Source organism: Micromonospora sp. NBC_01412 (assembly GCF_045040215.1).
Classification (GTDB): domain Bacteria; phylum Actinomycetota; class Actinomycetes; order Mycobacteriales; family Micromonosporaceae; genus Micromonospora; species Micromonospora rubida.
In genome coordinates, this window is the sequence record NZ_CP109528.1 from 7,629,472 (window position 1) to 7,652,901 (window position 23,430).

Annotated in this window: 23 protein-coding genes; 3 read left to right on the plus strand and 20 right to left on the minus strand. The window is 71.6% G+C overall.

Annotated features, from left to right (window positions below):
• Positions 1 to 82: 82 nt before the first annotated feature.
• The 12 genes from OG617_RS33035 to OG617_RS33090 form a co-directional block, all read right to left on the minus strand.
• Entirely contained in the window at positions 83 to 829 is a 747-nt protein-coding gene (locus OG617_RS33035; protein WP_405096927.1) for a GntR family transcriptional regulator, read from the minus strand.
• Positions 830 to 917: 88 nt separating this feature from the next.
• Entirely contained in the window at positions 918 to 2,120 is a 1,203-nt protein-coding gene (locus OG617_RS33040) for a dipeptidase (RefSeq protein ID WP_405096929.1), read from the minus strand.
• A 33-nt stretch (positions 2,121 to 2,153) separates the two neighbouring features.
• Positions 2,154 to 3,158 (minus strand): ABC transporter ATP-binding protein, encoded by a 1,005-nt coding sequence (locus OG617_RS33045; RefSeq protein WP_405096931.1) that lies wholly within the window; start codon positions 3,156 to 3,158, stop codon positions 2,154 to 2,156.
• Positions 3,127 to 4,110 carry an ABC transporter ATP-binding protein gene (locus OG617_RS33050; RefSeq protein ID WP_405096933.1) on the minus strand — a complete coding sequence of 328 codons (984 nt, stop codon included), beginning with the start codon at positions 4,108 to 4,110 and terminating at the stop codon, positions 3,127 to 3,129. Before OG617_RS33050 ends, OG617_RS33045 begins: the two co-directional genes overlap by 32 nt.
• On the minus strand, positions 4,107 to 4,943 hold the full coding sequence (locus tag OG617_RS33055; protein WP_161684173.1) for an alpha/beta fold hydrolase: 837 nt from the start codon (positions 4,941 to 4,943) through the stop codon (positions 4,107 to 4,109). Before OG617_RS33055 ends, OG617_RS33050 begins: the two co-directional genes overlap by 4 nt.
• Positions 4,940 to 6,121, minus strand: a complete 1,182-nt coding sequence (locus OG617_RS33060; RefSeq protein WP_405096935.1) for a M24 family metallopeptidase — start codon at positions 6,119 to 6,121, stop codon at positions 4,940 to 4,942. Before OG617_RS33060 ends, OG617_RS33055 begins: the two co-directional genes overlap by 4 nt.
• A gap of 2 nt (positions 6,122 to 6,123) precedes the next feature.
• The gene (locus OG617_RS33065) at positions 6,124 to 7,005 is read right to left on the minus strand and encodes an ABC transporter permease (protein ID WP_161684175.1); all 882 of its coding nucleotides are present in this window, start codon (positions 7,003 to 7,005) and stop codon (positions 6,124 to 6,126) included.
• 118 nt (positions 7,006 to 7,123) lie between these two features.
• The gene (locus OG617_RS33070; protein WP_405096938.1) at positions 7,124 to 8,077 is read right to left on the minus strand and encodes an ABC transporter permease; all 954 of its coding nucleotides are present in this window, start codon (positions 8,075 to 8,077) and stop codon (positions 7,124 to 7,126) included.
• A 31-nt stretch (positions 8,078 to 8,108) separates the two neighbouring features.
• Positions 8,109 to 9,734, minus strand: coding sequence for an ABC transporter substrate-binding protein (locus OG617_RS33075; protein ID WP_405096940.1), 1,626 nt, complete (start codon positions 9,732 to 9,734; stop codon positions 8,109 to 8,111).
• Complete coding sequence (locus OG617_RS33080; protein WP_161684178.1) at positions 9,731 to 10,933, minus strand: membrane dipeptidase; 1,203 nt, start codon at positions 10,931 to 10,933, stop codon at positions 9,731 to 9,733. The genes OG617_RS33075 and OG617_RS33080 overlap by 4 nt, the downstream gene beginning before the upstream one ends.
• A gap of 428 nt (positions 10,934 to 11,361) precedes the next feature.
• Positions 11,362 to 11,502 carry a hypothetical protein gene (locus OG617_RS33085; RefSeq protein WP_405096943.1) on the minus strand — a complete coding sequence of 47 codons (141 nt, stop codon included), beginning with the start codon at positions 11,500 to 11,502 and terminating at the stop codon, positions 11,362 to 11,364.
• A gap of 62 nt (positions 11,503 to 11,564) precedes the next feature.
• On the minus strand, positions 11,565 to 12,320 hold the full coding sequence (locus tag OG617_RS33090; protein ID WP_161684179.1) for a M23 family metallopeptidase: 756 nt from the start codon (positions 12,318 to 12,320) through the stop codon (positions 11,565 to 11,567).
• Positions 12,321 to 12,902: 582 nt separating this feature from the next.
• Between OG617_RS33090 and OG617_RS33095 the strand changes: the two genes are divergently transcribed.
• Both OG617_RS33095 and OG617_RS33100 read left to right on the plus strand, forming a co-directional pair.
• Positions 12,903 to 13,340, plus strand: a complete 438-nt coding sequence (locus OG617_RS33095) for a hypothetical protein (RefSeq protein ID WP_405096945.1) — start codon at positions 12,903 to 12,905, stop codon at positions 13,338 to 13,340.
• 41 nt (positions 13,341 to 13,381) lie between these two features.
• Positions 13,382 to 13,747, plus strand: coding sequence for a hypothetical protein (locus OG617_RS33100; protein WP_405104042.1), 366 nt, complete (start codon positions 13,382 to 13,384; stop codon positions 13,745 to 13,747).
• Between the two features lie 95 nt (positions 13,748 to 13,842).
• Here the strand turns inward: OG617_RS33100 and OG617_RS33105 are convergent, their stop codons facing one another.
• Together OG617_RS33105 and OG617_RS33110 are read right to left on the minus strand one after the other, a co-directional pair.
• Positions 13,843 to 15,138, minus strand: coding sequence for an MFS transporter (locus tag OG617_RS33105; protein ID WP_405096947.1), 1,296 nt, complete (start codon positions 15,136 to 15,138; stop codon positions 13,843 to 13,845).
• Between the two features lie 165 nt (positions 15,139 to 15,303).
• Positions 15,304 to 17,472: an ABC transporter permease gene (locus tag OG617_RS33110; RefSeq protein ID WP_405096949.1), complete on the minus strand. Its 2,169-nt coding sequence runs from the start codon at positions 17,470 to 17,472 to the stop codon at positions 15,304 to 15,306.
• Positions 17,473 to 17,641: 169 nt separating this feature from the next.
• On the opposite strand from OG617_RS33110, the gene OG617_RS33115 reads away from it, so the two are divergent.
• Entirely contained in the window at positions 17,642 to 18,298 is a 657-nt protein-coding gene (locus OG617_RS33115; protein WP_405096951.1) for a TetR/AcrR family transcriptional regulator, read from the plus strand.
• A gap of 191 nt (positions 18,299 to 18,489) precedes the next feature.
• Here OG617_RS33115 and OG617_RS33120 read toward each other — a convergent pair whose 3' ends face one another.
• Genes OG617_RS33120 through OG617_RS33145 form a run of 6 tightly spaced genes read right to left on the minus strand, consistent with a single transcriptional unit; the run spans position 18,490 to position 23,332 of the window.
• Complete coding sequence (locus tag OG617_RS33120; RefSeq protein ID WP_405096953.1) at positions 18,490 to 18,795, minus strand: DUF2470 domain-containing protein; 306 nt, start codon at positions 18,793 to 18,795, stop codon at positions 18,490 to 18,492.
• Positions 18,792 to 19,460, minus strand: coding sequence for a heme oxygenase (biliverdin-producing) (locus tag OG617_RS33125; RefSeq protein ID WP_405096955.1), 669 nt, complete (start codon positions 19,458 to 19,460; stop codon positions 18,792 to 18,794). The genes OG617_RS33120 and OG617_RS33125 overlap by 4 nt, the downstream gene beginning before the upstream one ends.
• Complete coding sequence (locus OG617_RS33130; protein WP_405096957.1) at positions 19,457 to 20,356, minus strand: heme ABC transporter ATP-binding protein; 900 nt, start codon at positions 20,354 to 20,356, stop codon at positions 19,457 to 19,459. Before OG617_RS33130 ends, OG617_RS33125 begins: the two co-directional genes overlap by 4 nt.
• Positions 20,353 to 21,441, minus strand: a complete 1,089-nt coding sequence (locus tag OG617_RS33135) for a FecCD family ABC transporter permease (RefSeq protein WP_405096959.1) — start codon at positions 21,439 to 21,441, stop codon at positions 20,353 to 20,355. The genes OG617_RS33130 and OG617_RS33135 overlap by 4 nt, the downstream gene beginning before the upstream one ends.
• A complete protein-coding gene (locus OG617_RS33140) occupies positions 21,438 to 22,499 on the minus strand; it encodes a hemin ABC transporter substrate-binding protein (RefSeq protein ID WP_405096961.1) in 1,062 nt (353 codons plus the stop codon). The genes OG617_RS33135 and OG617_RS33140 overlap by 4 nt, the downstream gene beginning before the upstream one ends.
• The gene (locus OG617_RS33145) at positions 22,496 to 23,332 is read right to left on the minus strand and encodes a hypothetical protein (RefSeq protein WP_405096963.1); all 837 of its coding nucleotides are present in this window, start codon (positions 23,330 to 23,332) and stop codon (positions 22,496 to 22,498) included. Before OG617_RS33145 ends, OG617_RS33140 begins: the two co-directional genes overlap by 4 nt.
• Positions 23,333 to 23,430: the final 98 nt, after the last annotated feature.

Sequence of the window (23,430 nt, forward strand, 5' to 3'; positions counted from 1 at the left end):
GGGACACTGACGTGAGCCGCGCTGCGGCCGAAGCCCGGCGGACGACGCACGGGAGCAGGCGGCACCCGACGGCACCCGGCCCTCACGCCGCAGGCTGGGGCTCCCCTCCCCGACTGATGCGCAGGGTCAGCACGTCGGTGCGGACCGTGATGTGTCCGTGAAAGAGCGCCGCGTCGTCCACCCCGTAGCCGATCTGGGTCGCAGTGACCAGCGGATGCCCGAGCGCCACGCCGAGCCGGGCGGTGGATTCCTCGTCGGCGAGCACGGCGGCGAGTTCGATCTCCGCCCGCCGCACCGGCATGCCGGTCGCGCTGGCCAGGAACTCGAACATGTCCAGGTCGATGCTGACCAGCCCGGACGGGTCGAGGTCCCGGCCGGCGAAGCGCAGCGGCAGATGATCCCGGATCCAGGCCGCCGCGACCCCGTCCACGGCGAAGAGCCGGTCGACCCGCCACACCGGCGAGCCCGGCTCCAACCCGAGCACCCTGGCGCAGTCAGCCGGGCACTTCGCCCGGCTGACTGCCGCGTCCTGAAGCGTCGGCCGGTGGCCCGAGGCGGTGATCCGGTCCCGCAGCGCGGTCACGTCACCGATCGACACGGGCACCCGCTCGACGCCGTCGTGCACGAAGGTGCCGATCCCCCAGGTGCGGGTCACCACCCCCTCGCCGGCTAGTTGGCCCAGTGCCTCACGCACGGTGGCCCGGCTGACCTCCAACCGGTCGGCCAGTTCCCGCTCGTTGGGCAGCTTGTCGCCCGACCGGAACTCGCTGCCGATCAGCTGCCGTAGCCGACCGTGCGCGGCCTGTAGCGCGGTCTCGCGCCGAACCATCCGCTCCACCTCTTCGCTCCCCGCCGCCGGCCGCGGCCTACGGAGTTTAGTTCGTCTGCGCCCGCCCGGTTAATCGGCCGGCGGGGCGCTACCAGACCTGTTCGAGCACCCGGACGGTGTTACCGCCGACCACCTTGGCGATCTCGTCGTCGGAGTAACCGTGGGTGACCAGCCACCCGACGATGCTGCCGAACGCCTCGCCCGGGTTCTCCACCCCGGACACGTACTCCACCCGGGGGTGCTCCGGCCGGTTGCCGGCGTCGTGCGCGTAGTTGCCGGCGTAGGTGTTGTGCACCCCGACGTGGTCACCGAACATGGTGTCCGGCCCGAACGTGACGTGGTCGATGCCGACCAGTTCCACGCAGTACGTGAAGTGGTCCATCACCGAATCGATCGAGTGATGCGGATGGTCCGCCGACAGGGTGGTGTGCGGAGCGGCCTCGATACCGATCACGCCACCGCGCTCGGCGCAGGCCCGGATCACCTCGTCCGGCTTCATCCGCGAGGTGTCCCACACCGCTCGGGCGCCGGCGTGGGTGATGAACACCGGCACCCGGCTCGCCTCGACAACGTCCAGCGAGGTCTGGTCACCGGAGTGCGAGATGTCGATGGCGATACCGAGCTTGTTCATCCGGTCCACCGCGCGCCGACCGAAGTGGGTCAGCCCGCCGTCGTGCCGCTCGGAGAGGCCGCCGCCGAGCATGTTGGCCTGGCTGTAGGCGATGCCGAGCTGGCGCACGCCGAAGCCGTAGAGGATGTCGATCCGGTCCAGCTCGTTCTCGATCGGACTGGCGCACTCCAGGCCCGCGACGAGCGCCAACCGGCCGTCCCGCTTGGCGGCGTGGATGTCGGCCAGCGAGGTGGCCAGGAAGACGTGGTCCTGCTTGTAGAGGTCACTCATCCGCATCCCGAGGGCGTAGATGAGGTCGTTCCACTTCCAGCCGTTCTCGCTGGTCACGCAGGAGGCCCCGGCCATGAAGTTGTCGAACACCGCGGTCAGGCCGGAACGGGCCAGCCCCTCGTAGCCGGTGCTCTGGCGCGCGGTGCGGTTGTACGTGCGCAGCTCGCGGACGTCCTCGGGCAGGACCACCGGGTGCTCGTGCAGGGAGATCGCGACGTGCTCGGTCAGCAGCCGGGTCACCCGCTCACGCTGGGCGTCGGTCAGGCCGAGGTCGTGCTCGGGCACCCGGCCGACTTCCCGCGCCAACTCGAACACCCGGTAGTCCGCGTGCGGCTCCAGGTACGAGTAGGACCTGTGCCCCTGGTAGCGGGGGGCGGGTTCTTGCAGCAAGACACCTTCTCCTTCGGGACGGTCGCCGGCCGGTTACGCGGCCAGCGGGAAGTGGCAGGCAACCGGGTGCACTCCGGCGGCCAGCGGCGGTTCGGTGGTGGCGCAGGTCTCGGTCGCCTGCCAGCAGCGGGTCCGGAACCGGCAACCCGAGGGCGGGTTGACCGGGCTGGGCGGGTCACCGGTCAGCAGGATCCGCTGCCGTTGCCCGCGTCCGGCCGGCTCGGGCACCGGCACGGCCGAGAGCAGAGCCTTGGTGTACGGGTGCCGGGGCGTGTCGTACAGGCTCGCCTCGGGGCCGGTCTCCACCAGCTTGCCGAGGTACATCACCGCCACCCGGTCGGAGATGTGCCGCACCACGGACAGGTCGTGGGCGATGAAGACGTAGGCCACTCCCAGCTCCTCCTGGAGCCGTTCCAGCAGGTTGACCACCTGGGCCTGGACCGACACGTCCAGCGCGGAGACCGGCTCGTCGCAGACGATCACGTCGGGCTGAAGGGCCAGCGCCCGGGCGATGCCGATGCGCTGGCGCTGCCCGCCGGAGAACTGGTGCGGGTAGCGGTCGAGGTGCAGGTCGGCGTCGAGGCCGACCAGGTCGAGCAGGTCCCGGATCCGGTCGAGCCGGCGCCGCCGGTCCAGCACATCGGGATGGATCTCGAAGGGCTGGAACAGGATCTCCCGGATGGTGCGCCGGGGGTTCAGCGACGTGTACGGGTCCTGTAGCACGATCTGGATCCGCCGACGCAGGGCGCGCAGTTCCCGCCCCTTGGCCTCGTGCACCACCGACTCGCCGAAGCGCACCGCGCCGGAGGTGGGCTTTTCCAGCCCGACCAGCATCCGGGCCAGGGTGGTCTTGCCGCAGCCGGACTCGCCCACCACGCCGAGCGTCTCGCCCCGGCGCAGGTCGAAGGAAACCCCGTCGACGGCTTTGACCACGCCGCCGGAGGTGAAAGGTATCCGCCCCTTGAGCGGGAAGTGCTTGACCAGGTTCTCGACCCGCAGCACCACATCATCGCCGGGTGGCACCGAGCACCTCCTCATGGTGGTGGCAGGCGCTGGCCCGGTTGGCGGGCAGCACCTCCAGCAGCGGCAGGGCCGTCCGACACTCGTCGGTGGCCCGGGGACAGCGCAGGTGGAACGGGCAGCCGGCGGGCAGCCGGGCCGGATTGGGCGGGGCGCCCGGAATCGCGTAGAGGACGTCGTCGCGCCGGTCCACCCGGGGCATCGAGGCGAGCAGCCCTTCGGTGTACGGGTGCGCGGGGCCGTCGAAGATCTGTTCGACGGTGCCCTGCTCGACGAGCCGGCCGGCGTACATCACCGCCACGTCGTCGGCGACCTCGGCCACCACCCCGAGGTCGTGGGTGATCAGCAGCAGGCCCATCCCGCTGTCCCGCTGGATCTCCGCGAGCAGCTCCATCACCTGGGCCTGCACGGTCACGTCCAGGGCGGTGGTGGGCTCGTCGGCGATCAGCAGGTCCGGTTCCAGGGAGATGGCCAGCGCGATCATGATGCGCTGCCGCATCCCGCCGGAGAACTGGTGCGGATAGTCCCGGACCCGGTCCTTGGCGGCCGGGATCCGGACCCGGTCGACCAGTTCGACGGCCCGGCGGCGGGCGTCGGCCCTGGACATGCCGCGGCGGACCCGCAGCACCTCCATGATCTGGTGCCCGACCGTGAAGACCGGGTTGAGCGCGGCCATCGCGTCCTGGAAGACCATGCCGATCTCTTCGCCGCTGATCCGGTCGCGCTGCTTGCGCGGCAGGGTCAGCAGCTCCCGCCCGTGCAGCCGCACCGCGCCGCTGATCCGGGCCGGAGGCGTGTCGAGGATGCCCATCACCGCCTGCGCGGTGACGCTCTTGCCGGAGCCGGACTCGCCGAGGATCGCCAGGGTCTGCCCGGCGTCGACCTTGAGCGACACCCCGTTCACCGCGTTGATCGGCCCGGTCGGGCCGGGGAACGCGACCCGCAGGTCATCGATCTCCAACAGGGTCATCGCAGCACCCCGGCTTCGGCGAGGAAGTCGCGCACCACCTGCTGGAACAGCTCGGGCTCCTCCAGCTGCGGCGAGTGCCCGGACTTCTCGAAGACCACCAGCCGGCCGTCGGGGACCAGGTCCGCGATGACCTGCGAGGCCGCCACCGGGGTACGCCAGTCGTGCCGGCCCACGGTGACCAGGGTCGGGCAGGTGATCGACGGCAGCTTCGGCTTGAGGTCGTAGTTGGGCATGTTCTGCCCGAAGGCCGCGTTGTGGGTCCGGTAGTGGAACCGGGTGGCGGCCAGCTTCGCCTCGTCCTTGGCCGGGTCGTGCTGGTGGTCGTACAACGGCAGGATCGCCCGCCAGTACTCCCGCAACTGATCGTTGCTGGCGAACCGCCCGGTGCCGATCCGCTCGATGACCCACTCCGGGATCACGGATCGGTCGGTGTTGCGGGCCCGCTCGACCGCGAGATGGTCGTGGGCGGTGTCCGCGGCGGTGTCCCGCAGCACCAAGGCGGAGACCCGGTCCGGATGGGCGACGGCGTACTCCAGGGCGATGAACCCGCCGTACGAGCCGCCGGCCATCACGATCTTCTCGTAGCCGAAGTGCTCCCGGATGGCGTCCACGTCGGCCACCCACTGCTCGTGGGTGAACGGCTCGTCGTCGCTGGACTCGCCGGACCCACGGGCGTCGAAGACGATGACCCGCATCCGGTCGGCGAACGGGCCGAAGGAGCGCTTCGGCTCGTTGCGCGAGCCCAGGCCGGGCGCACCGTGGTGCACGATCATCGCCGGTGCGTCGGTCGGGCCGAACGCCTCGACGACCAGTTCCGCGCCGTTGATTCTCATCGGACCCCCTCGATGACGTTGGATGCCAGGTCGCGCGGGTAGCTGGTGAGCCGGCGCGGGCCGGCCTCCCGCACCAGGACCGTGTCGGAGATGCGGTAGCCGGCGTGGCCGGGGACGTAGACGCCCGGCTCGCTGGAGAGCAGCATGCCGGGGGCGAGCACGGTGTCGTCGCCGTCCTCGACCCACGGCGCCTCGTGGTTCTGCAACCCGATGCCGTGCCCCTGCCGGTGCCGGATGTAGTCACCCAGCCCGTGCCCGCGCAGCACGTCCAGGCAGATCCGGTTGACCTCGGCACAGGTCCGACCGGCGATCATCGCCTCGGTGCCGACCTCCTGCGCCTCCCGGTCGGCCTCGTAGTAGCGCACCTGCTCGGCGGTGGGTTCACCGATGACGAAGGTGCGTTCGCTCTCCACGAACCGGCTGGCGACCGCCGCGCCGAGGGAGAGGATCAGCGTGTCCCCCGGCTGGAGCCGCCGGCGGGTCGGCAGGCCGTGCGGCAGGGCGGAGTTCGGGCCGGCGTAGACCAGCCCGCCGGCCAGCTTGGTGGTGTAGACGACCAGGTCGTACTGGGCGTACATCCGGTCGGTGCCGTACCCGATCACGTGCCGGGCGATCTCGTCCTCGCGGGGCAGTGGTCCCCCGCCGACCAGCGCCTCCTCGATCAGCGACCGGCCCGCGCCGAGCATCTCGTCGCAGATCCGCGCGGCGGCCTCGTGGAACGGGATCTCCTCGGGGAACTTGCGCAGCCGCAGCCGGGCCACCGCGTCGGTGGTCTCCAGGGTGGCCCCCGCGATGGCCAGGGACAGTGCCCGGAACGCGCCGACCGGGATGCCGGCACTCACCCCGATCCGGCGGATCGGGCCACCGGGGCGGGACAGCGCCGCGGCGAGGGTCTGCTCGGCGGTGACCACGCCCGGGTACTCGAAGTAGCTGGCCGTGGCCACCTGGACGCCCTGCTGGGCGGCGTACTCCTCGTCGAGTCGGGGGATGACCAGCAGCGGATCCCCTTCCTGCGGCATCCAGAGGTAGACGGGGCGTTCGGTGGCGATGTAGAAGAAGCCGCTGAGGAAGGCGACGTCGGCCGGTGAGGTGGCCAGGAAGCCGTCCAGGCCACGCTCGTCGAGCGCCTCGGTGAGCCGGGTCCGGACGCTGGTGTAGAAGCTGTCGGGCAGTCGCATGGTCAGCCTCCGTTGCGGCGGGGGTCGCGGGTGTCGTTGAACCTCATGCCGGCGACGGTCGCCGAGAGCACCAGCAGCAGGATCGCCAGGGACGGGAAGAGCGTCTGCCACCAGGCGATGGCGATCACGCCGCTGCGCTGGGCGTTGAGCAGGATCCGGCCCCAGGACCAGGCGTCCGGGTCGCCGAGGCCGAGGAAGCTCAGCCCGGCCTCGGAGATCACCGCCCGGGAGGCGGTGAGCAGGACGCTGACGATCACCAGCGAGACGACCGCGGGCAGGATCTCCCGGGTGACGATCCGCCAGCCGGTGGCGCCGAGCACCCGGGCCCCGTCGATGTAGGGCATCGCGCTGACCACCAGGCCCTGCGACCGGATCAGCCGGGCCACCTCGGGCCAGGCGAAGAAACCAATGATCATGGTCAGCGTCCAGACGCTGGGGCTGACCACCGCGGCCAGCATGATCATCAACGGCAGGGTCGGCAGCGCCAGCATCACGTCGGTGACCACCGTGGCGACCGCGTCGATCGGGCGGAAGTAGGCCGAGGCCAGCCCGATCGCGGTACCCAGCACGATCGCGATCACCGAGGCGGCCAGGCCGATCACCAGGCTGGTCCGGGTGCCCCAGACCACCTGGGCGAAGATGTCCTGCCCGAGGTCGTCGGTGCCGAACCAGTGCGCACCGGACGGCGAATGCAGCACGTCCGAGCCGGCACCGACCGGCTCGTCGGCGATCAGCGGCGCGAAGACCGCCATCACCACCATCACGAGCAGCACCAGCACCGACAGCGCCGCGGAGGGCTGGCGCAGGTAGCCGTGCCAGGACCGCTTGACAGGGGCCGGGGCGACCGGCGGCACCGTCTGCTCGGTCAGGACGGGGGCGCTCACGGCATTCTCCCTTCAGATGTGGCGGCGGACGGGTCCGGGCGAACCGCCGCCCTCGGCGCGCTCACGGAGGTGACTTCGTTCGCGACTGCGGGGCTCCGCTGCGCTGCGCTGCTCGCGCTCACAGTCGGATCCGGGGGTTGAGAACGGCGTAGAGCATGTCGGTCAGCGCGTTGGCGGCCACCACCGTGACGGCGAGCATGATGAACGCCCCCTGGAGCACCGGGTAGTCCTGCTGCCCGACGGCCTCGAAGATCAACCGGCCGACTCCGGGGTAGGCGAAGACCGTCTCGGTGAGCACCGCGCCGCCGACCAGAGTGCCCAGTTGCAGGCCCATCAGGGTCAGCGCCGGCAGGATCGCGTTGCGCAGGCCGTGCTTCCAGACCCGGCGCCGGGCCGACAGTCCCCGGGCCTGGGCGGCCCGGATGTAGTCCTCGCCGAGGACCTCGATCATGTTGGTACGCAGGGTCAGCGCGTACGGGCCGAGCTGCACCAGCACCAGCGACAGCACCGGCAGCACCAGGTGGTGGGCCAGGCTCAGGTAGGCCGCCGCGCCCCGGGTGTCCGGGTCGACCGCCCCACCGATCGGGAACCAGCCGAGCCGGGCACCGAGGAAGACCAGCAGCAGCATGGCGACGCTGGGCACGAAGAGCGCGTGCCCGCCGATCCCGAGCGCCTGCAGCATACGGTCCAGCCACCGGCCCCGGTGCACGGCGGCGGAGACGCCGATCGGGATGCCGACGGCGATGGTGATCACGAACGCGCTGCCGGCGAGCAGCAGCGTCCAGGGCAGCCGGTCGACGATGATGTCGGCGACCGGCTGGATCTGCCGGAACGAGATGCCCAGGTTGCCCTGGAGCAGCTCACGCAGGTACGACACGTACTGCTCCCACAACGGACGGTCCAGGCCGTACGTCTTGAGCAGCGCCGCCTGCATCTCCGGAGTCATGTCCCCCTCGACCATCAGGGCCGTGGGGTCCCCCGGCAGCATCCGGAGCAGGAAGAACGTCGAGGTGATCGCAATCCACACGGTCAGGACGGCCTTCAGTGCCCGGCTGAGCATGAAACGCGCCACGGGGGACCCCTCCTTTCCCTCTGGTTTCTGGTTACTTGACCGGGGTGACCTGGGCGAGCGAGTACGCGGTGACCATGCCGAGCAGGTCCGACGGCGACGGGGAGAAGCCGGTGAACTTGCTGGCGTTGTAGGCGAACCGGAAGTTCTCCACGTACAGCGGGGTCAGGTACGCCTGGTCGTGCACGACCTTGTCGAGGTTCTTGATCTTGGCCTTGAACGCCTCGGGGTCGGTGGTGCCGGCCGCGTCGTTGATCAGCTTGTCGATCTCGGCCGACTCGAGCAGGTTGTAGTTGATGCCACCCGGGTTGCTGGACAGGTAGGTGCTGCGCAGCTGGTCCATCGGGTTGTCGAACACACCCCACTGCGAGGCGTCGATGTCGTACTCGCCGCTCTTGGTGCGGGACAGGAAGGTGTTCCGCTCGACGCACTCGTTCTTCAGCTTGATGCCTGCCTTGGCCGCGCTCTCCCGGAAGAGCTGCACCACGCGGGTCATGTTCGCGTTGGACTGGTCGCACGCCACGCCGAAGGCCAACTCGTCGAAGAACCCGTCGTTGTTGGCGTCCTTGTAGCCGGCCGCGGTCAGCTTGGCCTTCGCCCCGGCGGGGTCGAACGCGTACGGCTTGACCTCGGAGTTGTCGTAGTCCGAGAAGGTCGGCGAGATCGGGCCGGCCATCTCCTGGGCGTCGCCCTGGAGCACGGCCGAGATGATCGACTTGGTGTCGACCGACATCGACAACGCCTGCCGGACCTCCTGGTCGGCCAGGAACTTGTTCTTCATGTTGTAGGTCAGGTGCGCGAAGCCCAGCGCGCCGACCTTCTCCATCTTGATCTTCGAGTCACCCTCGAAGGTCTTCGCCGCCGACACCGGCACCGGGGTGCCCATCAGGTCGATGTCGCCGTTGCGCAGCGCCAACATCATCGTGTTCACGTCCGGGTAGACCCGGTACTCGACCTGGCTGACCGCGGCCTTGCCACCCGGGGCGAGCGGGTAGCTCTCGTTGCGCTTCATGACGTAGCGCTGGCCCTTGGTCATGCTGTCCAGCACGAACGGCCCGGCGCCGACCCAGTTCGAGTCGTTGGGGAACTTGGACAGGTCCCCGGCCGGCTCGAAGACGTGCTTCGGCACGATCGACATCCAGAACCCGACGCCCTCGGCGAACGGCGCGTACGGCTGGGAGAGCTTGAACTTGACCGTGGTCGCGTCCGGCGCCTCGATCGACTCGACCCAGGTCAGCTTCGCGGCGACGTTGCCGAGCTTGTACTTCATGGTCATCTCGGCGCTGAACTTGACATCGTCCGCGACCACCGGCTTGCCGTCGGTCCACTTGAAGTCGTCCCGCAGCACGAACACGGCGGTCTTGCCGTCGTCCTCGTAGCGGTACTCCTTGGCCAGCTCCGGCGCCTTCTTCGCGTTCTCGTCGATCCGCAGCAGGTGCGGGTACATCGCGTTGAGGATCCACGAGTCGGTCTTGCTCAGCGACTGCAGCGGATTGAAGTTGCTCACGTCGGTGGTGGTGCCGATCCGCAGCACCGAATCGCCCGACGAGCTGCTGGAGGATGCGTTGTCCTCGTTGAGACCGCAGCCGGAGACGCCGAGCGTGGCCACCACGCCGAGCGCGACGGCAAGCCGCCACCGACCCTTGACTGTGCTTTTCACCAAACCTCCTCAAGAACCCGGATGATGTTGCCGCCGATGACCTTGGCGATTTCGTCGTCGGAGTAGCCGTGCGTGACCAGCCACCCGACGATGTTGCTGAAGCACTCCGCCGGGTTCTCCATGCCGCTCACGTACGGGACCCGGGGGTGGTCCACCGCCCCGTGGGCCTTCCCGATCGCCAGGTGCTGGGTGAAGCTGTCGTGCAGCCCGACGTGGTCACCGAAGTTGGTGTCCGGGCCGAACGCCACGTGGTCGATGCCGACCAGCTCCACGCAGTACGTGAAGTGGTCCATCACCGACTCGATCGAGTGGTGCGGGTGCTCGGCCGACAGGGTGGTGTGCGGAGCGGCCTCGATGCCGATCACGCCACCGCGCTCGGCGCAGGCCCGGATCACCTCGTCCGGCTTCATCCGGGGGGTGTCCCAGACCGAGCGGGCGCCGGCGTGGGTGATGAACACCGGCACCCGGCTCGCCTCGACAACGTCCAGCGAGGTCTGGTCACCGGAGTGCGAGATGTCGATGGCGATACCGAGCTTGTTCATCCGGTCCACCGCGCGCCGACCGAAGTGGGTCAGCCCACCGTCGCGGTCCTCGGAGAGACCGGATCCGAGCATGTTGGCCTGGCTGTAGGCGATGCCCATCTGACGTACGCCGAAGCCGTAGAGGATGTCGATCCGGTCCAGCTCGTTCTCGATCATCGTGGCCGCTTCCAGACCGGCCACCAGGGCGATCCGGCCGTTGCGCCTGGCCTCGAAGATCTGGTCCAACGTCGTCGCCAGGACCACGTGGTCCTGCTTGGCGACATCGGCGAAGCGCAGGCCGATGTCGTAGATGACGTCGTCCCACTTCCAGGCGTGCTCGCTGGTCACGCAGCCGGTGCCGTTCATGAAGTTGTCGAAGACCGCGGCCAGGCCCGACCGGGCCAGGCCCTCGAAGCCGAACGAGTTGCGGCCGGTGCGGTTGTAGTCACGCAGCTGCGACACGTCGGCCGGCAGGATCTTCGGGTGCTCGTGCAGCGAGATGGCCAGGTGCTCGCCGAGCAGCCGGGCGACCCGGCCGCGCTGGTCGTCACTCAGGCCGAGGTCGTGTTCGGGCACCCGGCCGAGCTGCGGCGCGAGCTCGAAGACCTTGTAGTCGGCGTGCGGCGTCAAGTAGTCGAAGGACCGGTATCCGGTATAGCTGGGGGCGGGTTCCTGCACTCGTCAACTCACCTCGTCGGGTTAGAGGTATGAGGCATGAGGTCTGACCTCGTGCCTCACCGGGAGGCTAGCCGAGCAACAACACCTCCGGAATGCCTCGTGACCTGACCGTTACCGCAATCCGCCGAGATTCCCGCAGGTCAGGACGGGAGCGGTGCGCTGCGGTGGTTGCCGGAGGCCACCCCCGCACTCCGGACACCCGACCCTTCGATCCGCCGTTCGGCGGATCGTCGGTGCCCTCATGGCACGCCACGTGACCTAGTGGTCCGACCACTGCGCCCAGGCGATTAGCCCAAACAAGGATTCCGGCACCGATTCCGGCACCTAGGCGGCGGGCAGCAACGGGCAGCAACGGGCAGCAACGCGCAACGACGTGTAACGCGGCGCAGTGGCGGGCAGCCCGTTCACGCCGATGGCGGGCAGGCAGTTCACGCCGAGTTCGGTCGCAGGCGACCTCGGGCCACCAGCTCGACGGTGCGGACGACCGCGACGGCCTCCACCGCCAGCAGACCAACCAGGACGAACAGCTGCGTGATCCCGGCCGCGACCGGGCCGGCTCCGCCGAGCACGCAGCGAAGATCTCGCCGGGACCGCCCGGGCGCCAAGCCGGGGCGGTCCGCCGGGTCGACCGTCAGGACGGGGCCTTGACCTGGCCGTCGAAGGCGATGCTGCGCCACAGGTCGAACTGGCGGTCGTTGCCGATCAGGGGGTTGCCGACCAGCGCGACGGCGGCCGTCACCTCCTCGTTGTTGCTGAGCTGGCGGAAGTAGCCGGGGCCGACCAGCGCGATACCCCGGTTGGTGGACTGGATCAGCTTCATGTCGTCCTTCCACAGGTCGAGCGGCGGGGTCGGATTGACGTAGGCCAACGGATTGATCCGGCGACCCGCGGGGTCGATCATGTGCCAGTGCAGGTGCGGCCCCGTCGAGGAGCCGGAGCCGGGAGCGCCGGCCGCGCCGCCGGACCTGCCGACGATGGCTCCCGACGCCACTGAGGTCCCGTTCGCCAGCAGAAACTGGGACAGGTGCAGGTACTGGCTGCGGTACCCGTCGGAGTGGTTGATGGTCACGGTGTGACCGCCCGTGCCGTTGTTCGGGATGTTCGAGATCGTCCCGGCGCCACACGCAGGAAGGTTCGTGCCGACCGACATCGCGAAGTCGACGCCCCCGGCGGAGCCACGGTCGAGGTGCTCCTGCCATCCGTCGGTGATCCGGTAGCCGCTGAACGGGTTGTAGATCACCGGTGCCGCCAGCGCGGGCGCCGACTGGAACAGTCCGCCGAGCACCACACCGCCCGCCACCGCCGCCGTACCCCGCAGCAGCTCCCTGCGGCCCACGGCCGGCAGCTCGCCGCCGTCACCGCGGTGAGGCTGGGGCTCGTTCGCCATGACTGCCGTCCCTCCTGGTCCCGGGTGCGCGTGTCCTTCGAGTACCTCGTTGGTAGATCGTCCCGGGCCGACACTATATCCACAGAGGTAGATATCCCGGGTCCCCCGACCGGTCCTGCGGTGGCGGCGGCCCACCGGGCGCCGGTGTGCGACCCGGTGGGCCGCCGCCGGGCGAGCGCAGGGCCGGCGTCCCCGGCGGCAGCCGGCCCCGCCGGCTACCCGCCGGCGGGGACCGGGCGAAGATAGGACACTGCGGACAACGCAAACAACTGTCGATATTCTGACACTCGTTCCCCTGAGCGCTGCGGTGATCCAGTCACCCCTCCAGGCGCCGAAAGGCACCTGACCTGCGCATATGGTTGATTCATGTGGTTTGGGACCGCAGGCAGGCCGCGCGACGTGGCCCGCGGCACGGGGAGTGATGCGAGCACGTGCGCACCCGGCGGGCCGGCGGAGGATTGCCCGGCGTCATGTCCCGACACCGCGGCGGCAGCGTCGTCACGCGGCGCCACGTTCGAAGATCATCGGTCGTCCGTGCGTCGACGAGGCCGCACCTGGGGAAGGGAGTGTGCAATGGGGAGCTTGCGGGATCGGACAAGCAACCGGGTGTACGAGTTCGCGGTCCTCGCCACCACGCCCGTGTGCGGCCTCCTGCTGGCCGTGGGTGGCATCCGGCCGCATTCGCTGGAGGTGGCGATGCCCGACCCGATCAGGGTCCTGTGGGAGTTCGGCCTGATCGTGGTCGGCGCCGCGGGCCTGCTCGGCATGTTCTGGCCGGGGCAGCTCAGCACCGGGCTCGGCATCGAGCTCGCCGCGGTGCTGGCGCTGGGTGCGCTCGCCGCGATGTACGTGATCGCCGTCCTGGTGTTCGCCGGAGACCAGGCGGTGGTGGCCGCGTCGTTCGTCGGGGCGGTGGCCCTCGGGTCGTGGCTGCGTTCGGCCGAGATCCTGGGATCACTGCGCTGGCTGATCCGGATGCACCATCCGCAAGATAATCCGTGCTCGAAGGTGCAGACATGATCGCCGCATCGAACCCGGACGCCCCGTACTGGGCGCAGCTGATGATCTCCATGCTCGGGATGCTCGGAGGCGCCGGCGGGCTCGCCGTGCTGGCCACGGTGACCGTGCAACGGCGAAAGCTGAAGGCCGAGACGGCCGGAGCACTGACCGATGCGGCGCTGGCCCTGGTGCAGCCGCTGCGGGCGCGGGTCGCCGAACTGGAGGCCGAGGCGCTGACCGTCCGGGAGCAGCTGACCGCATCCCAGCGTGAACTGCAGGAACTGCGGAGCACGGTGTGGGACCTGACCAGGACGCTGGAACGGTGGCGGGAAGTGATCATGGCACCAGGCGCGACCATCCGCCGGGTGCAGTCAGTCGTGACGGAGGATCGTCGTGCACCCGGTCAACTCCCCCGCCGCCTGCCGTGAGCCGGCCTGCATGGCGGCGGTCGGCTGACTGACGCCCGCCGGACGCGGGACAGGGCACCTCTCCCGGCGTCGTTGCCGGCGCCACCGGAGCCGGGTCAGGCGCGGCCGGCCGGTTCGGCGGGCGCGGTGACAGGGCTGTCCCCCGGTCCGCCGTCGGCCTGCCCGGCCGGTACCGCAGCGGGGGCGGGGGCGGGGGCCGCCGTCCGCAGCCGGCGGACGTCCCGGCTGGCCAACATGCCGACGACGGAAGCCACCACCAGCGCCGCGAGGATCAGCAGCGTCTCGCGGGTGCCGATCGCCCCGGCGACCGGCCCCACCGCCACCTGACCCAGCGGAATGGCGACGAAGGACCCCAACATGTCGTACGAGTAGACCCGGGCCAGCCGCTCGGCGGGAATGTGCTGCGCGATCGAGGTCTCCCAGGCCACCGCGAACTGCTCGACGGCGATCCCGACCGCCACCCCGGCCACCACCAGCACGGCGACGGTCGGCGCCAGGGCCAGCCCCAACAGCAAGAACGACTCGGCGAACATGCAGGCCACCCCGAGCAGCAGCAGCCGGCGCACCCGGATCCGCAGGGCGATCAGCCCACCGACAACCATCCCGACGGTCTGCGCCGCCAACACCACACCCCAGGCACCGCGCCCGATCGTCTCGTCGGCGACGGCCGGGCCGAGCACGTTCACGCCGCCGGCCAGCGCCGCGTTGAGGACCATGAAGCCGAGCACCACCACCCAGACCCAGGTCCGCGCGGTGAACTCGCTCCAGCCCTCCCGCAGGTCGGCCAGGATGCCCGTACCGGTGCTCGCCGATCGTGTGGAAGCCACCCGGACACCGGCGAAGGCGGCCGCCGCGAGGGCGAAGGTGAGCGCGTCGACGGCGAGGCCCCAGCCGGGCCCGGCAGCGGCGACCAGCAGGCCACCGAGGGCCGCCCCGCCGATCATGCCGGCGTTCATGCCGAGCCGGAGGATCGCGTTCGCGGGCTGGATCAGCTCCGGCGGCACGGTCTGCGGCGTCGCGGCGGCCGACGCCGGCTGAGCCAGCGCGCTCACCACGCCGTTGGCCGCGCCGAGCACCAGCAGCAACGGGATCGTCGCCGTACCGGTCAGCACCAGGGCGGCCACCACCGCCTGGGTGAGCGCACCGAGCACATTGGAGCCGACCAGCACCAGCCGGCGCGGAATCCGGTCGGCCAGCACCCCGCCGAAGAGCACGAACAGCACGTTCATCAGCGACCTTGCGCCGACCACCAGGCCCAGGTCGCGCACCGAGCCGGTCAGGTCGAGCACGGCGAAGGCCAGCGCAACGGGAGCGATCGCGTTGCCCAGCATGTTGATCAGCCGACCGGCAGCCAGGTGACGGAACGCGGCGTACCGCAGCGGAGCAAACATCAACCCTCCATCCGGAGGGGTGATGATAGCGCCGACGTGGCGGACGTTCGGGGCACGTGGAGCCCTCGGGCTCCTGGCCCGGGTTCCGGTGAGCCAGGAACACGGCCGGGCCGGCGCCGCTGCCTCGACGGATCGAGGCGCGGCACCGGCCCGGCCGACGCGGGCTCAGCGCGTTGCGGCCTGCTCAAGCTCACCGATGCCGCCGAAGCGGGCACCGACGTCGGCCGTTCCGGCGGTCGGCGGAGGACCGTCCGGGCCGCCGGTTCCGGCCCGGCTGTCCTTGCGCCGCTGCCACTGGTCGACGACGAGGTTCAGCACGAGGCCGACCGCCCCCCAGATCCCGATGACCAGGAGGTTCCTGCCGATTCCGTCGCCGCCGAAGTAGATCATCGATCGGGCTGTGTCGACCGCGGCCGGCAGCGGCAGGATGTCCTGCAGGACACGGAACAACTCGGGCACCATGTACACCGAGAGTCCACCACCGGAGGCGGGCACACCCGCCAGCATCATCACGACCATCACCGGGACGATCGCGGCCAGGCCGACGGTTCGGGTGAACACCCCGGTCACCAGGGACACGGCGAAGATGGTGACGGCGCCGAAGCCGATCATCTCCCAGGCGTGCCCGTTGACCGCGCCGACGATGACGTCGAAGAGCAGCCACAACCACACGGCCATCCCGATCGACCAGCCGCCGAGCAGAGGGAGGAACTGGCGCAGCTTCTTCAGCTCCGGTGCCCCGCCACGAAGCACGGCCAGCATCAGGAACCCGGCCATGATCCACGACATGCCGACGTACAGGCTGTTGCTGCCCATCGTGTCGGTGTCGGTGAGCGGCGCCACGTCGTTCACCGTCAAGGGGGTCTGCTGCTGGGCGGAGACCTGCTGGAACACCGCCTTCACGACGCTCTGCTGGCTGACCCCGGCGCCCGAGGAGGTGTAGAGCGTCGCCTCGGCGCCCTGCGCCTGCGGCAGGACGTAGGCCGCGACGACGTCCTGGCCGAGGATGCGCTCGGTGGCCTCGTCCACCGACGCGACCGCCTCGACGTCGAGTATGCCGCCCAGGCTCGACTCCAGGCCGGCGGCCACCTGCTCGGCCTGCCCGGTCGTGCTGCCGACCACGAGGACCGGGAGGTCACGGGGCTCCGGCTTGTGCATTGAGAAGCTCATCAGGCCCACCACCATCACCAGGATGGACAGCGGGAAGGCCGCCACCGCCAGGTAACGAAACCGCTTGGACCTCGGCGGGCCGCCCGCGAGCGCCGGCAGCCGCGTGTTGGGGTCGGTGACCACCGGGGCCCCGGGGATCGTGTGTCCGCCGGTGCGCTCCTTGAGCAGGCACAGCAGCAGGGCGACGGCCGCCCAGAGGGCCAGCGCCAGCAGGTGCCCGCCGGCGCCACGGCCGTCGAAGTAGAGGATGGCGCGGAGCGTCTCGCCCGCCGCCGGGAGCGGGAGCACCCCGTGCAGGAACGAGAAGAAGCCGGGCATCACGTCGACCGACAGCGCCAGGTTCGACGCCGGCATGCCGAGCACGACGTACAGCAGCATGCCGATGAGGACCGCGAGCGGCCCCATCAGCTTGCTGAACAGCAACTGGCCGAGACCGACAGCTCCGGTCGCCAGCATCCCGACGCCGAGGAACTGGAGGTAGTGGCCGTCGACGGCACCCACGATCGGCCCGAGGATCAACCAGATTATGCTGCTGGTGAGCGCCGACCAGCCGGCCAGCAGCGGCAGGAACCGCCGCAGGGACAGCAGGTGGGGAACCGCCATCAGCAGCAGGCTCAGCGGCACGTACCCGGCCAGCATCATGCCCATGGCGGCGAACAGGACCGCAGTGCCCGATCCGTCACCTTCCGGCAGGGGAACGACGTTCTCGGTGGCTATCGTCCAGTTCTGCCCGACGGCGACTGGGGCGAGCATCTGCTGGACGGTGGTGGCCTGGGAGGCCCCGGCTGCCATCGCGGTGTAGATCGTCGCGGTGGCCGACCCCTCGACCGGGATCTCCAGCGCGCCCGCGATCTCACGGTCCTTCAACAGTTCCACCGCGTCGCCGCCGGACGGGACCAGCCGCGCGTCCATGGCCCGTTCCGGTGCGGAGTTCAGCGCGTCGACGATCGCCTCCGCCCCGGGCCCCGTCCCCACCACGGCCACCGGCATCTCCCGCGGGTGCGGCGAGTGCATGGTGCCCATGTAGGTGGCGAACATCATCGTGACCATGGCGAACGGCATCACGAAGAGGGCGACGTAGCGCGCGATCCGGGTCTTCCGGTCCTCCTCCGGCGGACCCGCCGCCGGGGAATCAGCGGGTGAGGGAACGGTCGGGGACTCCATAGGCGTAGCTCCTGGGTGTCTGTCGAGCGAGCGCCCGAGGGCGCGAGGTCTGTCACGGGTGCCGGTTGACCACCGACGACCAAATGTAAGTCACGTGGCTTACAAAGTCGGCAGTGGGGTAGCTTGAGATTCGCCACACCCGCCCCGCCCCACGAGGAGGTGCTCGCCGATGGCCCGGTCAGAGGCGGCCCGGACGGCGCTGCTCGACGCGGCGGAACGCCTGTTCGCCGAGGCGGGCATCGCGCAGGTCTCCGACCGCAAGGTGGCCGAGGCTGCCGGGAACACCAACCACTCGGCCGTGCACTACTACTTCGGCGGTCGCGAGGGCCTGCTCCGGGCGCTGATCATCCGACACGCGGTCGAACTGGAGGAGCCACGTCGGAGGATGTTCGAACGCTCCGACTCGGTTCTCGACGACGTGCGGAGCCTCGTGGTGCCGTTCATGGACGCCATGGCCCGACTGCCGCAGCCGAGCTGGCGGGCCCGCTTCCTCAGCCAGGCCATCCACGACCCGGTGACCGCGACGCTGATGCGGGAGAGCGCGGAGTCCGCCCCGACCGCGACGCTCATCGCCCGTTCGGCGGTGTCCCGCCTCAACCACCTGCACCCGGGGGTGGTGGCCGGGCGGGCGAGCCTGATCACCCGGATCGTCGCCACGGCCTGCGCCGAGGTCGAGGCACGCGCCGAGCGGGACGGGCAGGACCCGCGCTGGCACTCGGTGGGCGACTTCCTGTCCGACGCCATCGCCGGGATGATGCTCGCCCCGATCAGCCAGGCGGGGAGCACGAATCCGTTGACCGAGGCGCCGGCCCTGTCGGTGCCATGACGGCACGGCCGTGCCACGGGCGCCCGCACCGTGACCCCGGCCAACGTCCCACCGGTCGCCGCGACCACCACGGCGGCACCGCCGTGGTGGTCGGCGTCACCGTCACCGACACCGATCTCGCCGGCGACACCCTGGGCACCGTCGCGGGCAGCGGAACCACCCGGCGGACCAGGTGGCCCGCCACGGCGGGGTCAGCCGGCCGGACGAGGCGGGAGCCCGAGCCGCTGGCACGCCTCCTGATACATCCGCACCACCTCCTGCCGGATCTGGACGCGTTCGGTCAGCCGGTAGGCGAACGGGACGCGCACCGGAACCTCGATGTCGTGCACGGTGACGGCGAACTCCATCCCGTCGACGTCCAGCCCGGTGACCCGGGCCCTGGTGGCGGCCGGCTGCGCGCCGAGGGCCCGGCAGATGAGCAGCGAGTCCCCGGCGTGGTCGTCGTTCATGTGCCGGCTGACGGCGGCGACCACCTCCGGGGGGAACGAGGCGCTCACGCCGCCGCCTCCGCGCCGCCCGGCACGAGCCGGGACAGGCCGGCGAGGACCGCGGTGTTGTGCCGGTACGCCACGAGCACCTCGGCCAGCAGCGTGGCCCGCCCCGCCTCGTCGAGCGGGAGGGCGTCCAGCCTGGCCCGGTAGGCGTCCTTGTACGCCCTGGGGTCGGGGATCCGGTCGAACCGGTAGAACGCCGCGCCGGCCTCCCCCGTCAGGCCGTGGTGCCGGTCGAGCGACCGGCCGATGTGCAGCCCGCCGGAGAGGTCGCCGAGGTAGCGGGTGTAGTGGTGGGCGACGAATCGTTCCGGTGAGCCGGCGCAGGCCTCGCCGATGCGCTCGGCGTAGGAGACGGTCGCCGGGTCCGGGTCGACCCGTCCGCGCCAGTCGGGCCCGAGCAGGAACTCCAGGTCCGCGGCGAGGGCGGGCAGCCGGGTCAGCGCGTCGTCGACGAACGGTCCGGCGAGCGGGTCGGGGCGCATCGCCTCGGCGGCGTGCTCCAGCGCCTCGTAGATCACGTGGTGCTGGACCACCATCGCGGTGTAGCCGGCCCGGTCCAGGTCGCCGGCCACCAGGGCGGTGACGTACCGCTGGGACTCGGCGGCCTGGTGGGCCTCCCGGCCGGTGGCGCGCAGTTGCGCCGAGAACGGGATGCTGGTCGTACTCATCTCTCCTCCAGGGTGACGGGGGTTCGCACCGGTGGTCGACGTCGGGGGACGACCAGCGGCAGTCGGGTACGCGGGTGCGGCACGACCTCGATGTCGTGCCGGTAGACCTCGGAGAGCAGCGGGGCGGTGAACACCTCGGCCGGCGGGCCCACGGCCCGCACCCGGCCGTCGGCGAGCAGGGTCACGGTATCCGCGTACGCGCCGGCCAGGGCCAGGTCGTGCAGCACGGCCACCACGGCGTCGCCGGCTCGCGCCCGGTCGCGGGCGATCCGCATGACCAGTTCCTGGTGGCGCAGGTCGAGGGCGGCGGTCGGTTCGTCGAGCAGCAGCACGACGGCCTGCTGCGCCAGCGCCCGGGCCAGCGCGACGCGCGCCTGCTCGCCGCCGGACAGCGACGGGTACGGCCGGGCGGCGAACCCGGCAACGTCACACCGCCGCAGGGCTTCGGCGACGATCTCGTCGTCCCGCCGCTGTTCCGGCCTGCCCGCCCAGGGCGCCCGTCCCATCCGCACCACCTCGTCGACCGTGAACGGAAAGCTCAGCGTGCTGCGCTGGGGTAGCACGGCCCGGCGCATCGCCAGCTCCACCGGGGACCAGCCGGCCAGCGGCAGCCTGTCGATCTCGATCGTGCCCGCTCCGGCCGGCAGATCGCCACTGACGGCGGCCAGCAGAGTGGACTTGCCCGCGCCGTTCGGCCCGACCAGGGCGTGCACCTCGCCGGCACGGACCCGCAAATCGACCCCGTCGAGCACCGGCCGCCCGGCGCGGGTTACGCGCAGGCCGGCTACCTGGACGCGGGGGGCGCCTGCCGGCACCGGGACCGGCACGCGGGGCCCCGACCAGCGGAGCGGGCCCCGCGGCCGGCCGCGCGCCGCCCCGCCTGCGAGCGGGCTCATCCCCAGCCTCCGGCCCGGCCTCGGGTGCGGCGCAGCAGCCAGAAGAACGCCGGCCCGCCGACGACCGCGGTGAGCACCCCGAGCGGGAGTTCCTGGTGCTCGACCAGGGTGCGGGCGGCGAGGTCGGCCGCGATCACCACGATCGCCCCGCCGAGCGCGCTGGCCGGCAGCAGCACCCGGTGCCCCGGGCCGGCGACCATGCGGACCAGGTGCGGCACCACCAGGCCGATGAAGCTGATGATGCCGGTGAAGGCCACGGCCGCCGCGCCGAGCAGCGCGGTCACCACGATCATCCGGATTCGCAGCCGTTCGACGTCGACCCCGAGGTGCCGGGCGGCGGACTCGCCGAGGGCGAGCAGGTCGAGCCTGCGGGCGTCGGCGTACGCGACGCCGAGCCCGACCACCAGGCAGGGCGTGGCCAGCGCGACCGCGGACCAGTTCGCCGGGGCGAGGCTGCCCAGGTTCCAGAAGGCGATGGCCTGCACCCCGGCCTCGTCGCCGACGAACATGAGCAGGCCGATCACCGCGCCGGCCACCGCGTTGACCGCCACGCCGGTCAGCACCAGGGTCACCACCTCGGTCCGGCCGTCGGAGCGGGCCAGCAGGTAGACGGCGTACGTGGTGGCCAGCCCACCGGCGAAGGCGGCGGCGGGCACCGTCCAGCCGCCCAGGACGGTAACGCCGGTGACGATGGCCAGGGCCGCCCCGACCGCCGCCCCGGCGGACACCCCGATCACGCCGGGTTCGGCCAGCGGGTTTCCGAACACGCCCTGCATGACGGCGCCCGCGCAGCCGAGCGCGGCGCCGACCACGGCGGCCAGCACCACCCGGGGGAAGCGGACGATCCACAGCGCGTTCTCGCCCTGGGGGTTGGCCGGCGGGGTGCCGACGTCCAGGCCGAGCCGGTGCAGGACGGAGCCGAGCACCTCGGCCGGGGAGACCTGGACCTGCCCCCGGCCCGCCGCGACGAGGGCGACCAGCACCAGGACGGCGCCGAGCCCGGCGAGGAGCGCCGGCCCTCGTCCGACCCGACGGCCAGCGGTGGGTCCCGCCTGGCTTCGGGTGGAGGTGTCGACGCCGGTCACGACGGCTTCCCGCAGGAGTACACGGCCGAGGCCAGTGCCTGCACGGCCGGTCCGGACCGGGTGCCGAAGGTGAGCAGGACGCCGTCGTCCATGTCGACGATCCGGCGGGCCGCACCGGCCGGGGTCTGCGCGACCCCGGGGAGCTTCAGCAGGCCCTCGACGCCGCCGACGGAGGCGAGTCCGGCGCTCATCACCAGGATCACGTCGGGTGCCGCGTTGATCAGGCCCTCGCTGGTCAGCGGGCGGAACTTGGTCAGGCCGGCGGCGCTGCCGGCGTCCACCCCGCCGATCGCCTCGATCATCGCGTCCGAGCCTGCTCCCCGGCCGCCGATCAGGTAGACACCGGCGGTGCCCCGCAGGTAGAGGAAGGCGATCCGGGGGGCACTCCCCTGCGGCGCGGCGCGGCGGGCGGCGGCGATCTCGCCCTCGACGCGGGCCACGAGCCGTTCGCCGGCCGCCGCGACGCCGAGGGCCGTCGCCACCGCGCGGATGTGCCCCGGTACGGCGGCGAGGGTCTGCTCGGCCTCGACCATGACGACGGGGATGCCGGAGGCGCGGAGCTGGCGCAGCGCCTCCGGCGGCCCGATGGTGTCGTCGGCGAGCACCACGCTCGGGTTGAGGGCGAGCACCGCCTCGGCGGACAGGTCGTGCCCGGCCGGGGTCACCACCGGCAGTTGCGCGGCGGACGGGAAGGTGGTCGAGGTGTCGCGCCCGATGACGTTGCCGCCGAGGCCGAGGGCGAACACGGTCTCGGCGATCGACCCGGAGAGGTTCACCGGCAGGATCCGGCCGGCATCGGCGACGGTGACGGTGACGCCGTCGGCGGAGGTGACGGTGGCCGGGAGGACGGGTGTCGGCGCGGGCCGCAGCGCGGTGACGTCGGTGCTGCCGATGGTGGCGGTGACCGGCCCGCAGGCGGCCGGGTCCGCCGGGGCGGTGCCGGTGCTGGGCGTGGAGCAGGCGGCGACGGCCCCGACGAGCAGTGCCAGCACAGCGGGCAGGCAGGGGCGGCGGGCGGCTGTCGGGGCGGTCCGGTGCCGCCCGACGGGGCCGGTCACCGGGCCACTCCCCGACGGCGACGCCGGCGCAGGACCAGCAGCACCGTGGCCGCCACCGCGAGGATCAGCAGAGCGAGGGCCCACCCTCGGCCGACGCCCGAGGCGGCGCTGACCCGGCTGACCGCCAACTCGGTCGCGCCGGCCCCGGCCCCGGGGGCGCCGTCGGCGGCGGGGGTGCCGGCCACCGGGGTGCCGGCTGGGGTGGCGGGACCGGCCCGGGTGGCCGCGGTGGCGGGCGGGGCGGTGGAAGCACCGGTGGCGCCCGACGCGGTCCGGCCCGGGGCGGCAGCACCGGTCGACGTCGCGCGCGGGGTGGCCAGCGTGGAGGCGGCCGCGCGGGCGAAGGTCACCGGCACCCGGACGTCCTGGGACCGGTCGGCGGCGCGGGTGTGGTCGGCGCGGGTGACGACCGCGCACCGGCGGGTGACGCAGTCGACGGCGCCGATGGTGGGGGTGACCCGGAGGGTGGCCCGGAACGTTCCGCCCGCGCCGTAGGGCACGGCCAACCCCTCACCGTAGGAGGGCGGGTTCGACGAGATCCAGTGGGACGCCCCGAGCTCGCCGGTGGTGTCGGCGCCCCCGCCGCACGGGCTGGGCACCGCGCCGGCCCCGTTGTCCACACAGAACGCCACGTAGATGCCCTTGGTGATGTCGTACCCGCGGCCGGAGACGGTGACGGTCGCGCCCGAGCTGCCCAGCCCGGTGCTCGGGGTGACGGTGAGCGTCTGACCGCCCACACCACGGCCGGTGCCCGCGTGCGCGGGGGGCGGAGCAGCGACGACACCCAGAGTGATCAGGGTGGCGGCCAGGAGGGCGTGTCGCCGTGCTCGCATCGGACTCCTCACGCGACAGGGGACGGCATCAACCGGCCGACCCAAAATTAGGCTTGCCTAACCTAAGTCACGAATCCGCTGCTCACAAGGGGTTGTTC

Excerpts from the sequence above, each read along its gene's own strand:
- OG617_RS33035 (WP_405096927.1), bottom strand. The coding sequence starts at position 829 with ATGGTTCGGCGCGAGACCGCGCTACAGGCCGCGCACGGTCGGCTACGG.
- OG617_RS33045 (WP_405096931.1), bottom strand. The coding sequence starts at position 3,158 with ATGAGGAGGTGCTCGGTGCCACCCGGCGATGATGTGGTGCTGCGGGTC.
- OG617_RS33050 (WP_405096933.1), bottom strand. The coding sequence starts at position 4,110 with ATGACCCTGTTGGAGATCGATGACCTGCGGGTCGCGTTCCCCGGCCCG.
- OG617_RS33055 (WP_161684173.1), bottom strand. The coding sequence starts at position 4,943 with ATGAGAATCAACGGCGCGGAACTGGTCGTCGAGGCGTTCGGCCCGACC.
- OG617_RS33060 (WP_405096935.1), bottom strand. The coding sequence starts at position 6,121 with ATGCGACTGCCCGACAGCTTCTACACCAGCGTCCGGACCCGGCTCACC.
- OG617_RS33090 (WP_161684179.1), bottom strand. The coding sequence starts at position 12,320 with ATGGCGAACGAGCCCCAGCCTCACCGCGGTGACGGCGGCGAGCTGCCG.
- OG617_RS33100 (WP_405104042.1), top strand. The coding sequence starts at position 13,382 with ATGATCTCCATGCTCGGGATGCTCGGAGGCGCCGGCGGGCTCGCCGTG.
- OG617_RS33105 (WP_405096947.1), bottom strand. The coding sequence starts at position 15,138 with ATGTTTGCTCCGCTGCGGTACGCCGCGTTCCGTCACCTGGCTGCCGGT.
- OG617_RS33110 (WP_405096949.1), bottom strand. The coding sequence starts at position 17,472 with ATGGAGTCCCCGACCGTTCCCTCACCCGCTGATTCCCCGGCGGCGGGT.
- OG617_RS33115 (WP_405096951.1), top strand. The coding sequence starts at position 17,642 with ATGGCCCGGTCAGAGGCGGCCCGGACGGCGCTGCTCGACGCGGCGGAA.
- OG617_RS33125 (WP_405096955.1), bottom strand. The coding sequence starts at position 19,460 with ATGAGTACGACCAGCATCCCGTTCTCGGCGCAACTGCGCGCCACCGGC.
- OG617_RS33130 (WP_405096957.1), bottom strand. The coding sequence starts at position 20,356 with ATGAGCCCGCTCGCAGGCGGGGCGGCGCGCGGCCGGCCGCGGGGCCCG.
- OG617_RS33145 (WP_405096963.1), bottom strand. The coding sequence starts at position 23,332 with ATGCGAGCACGGCGACACGCCCTCCTGGCCGCCACCCTGATCACTCTG.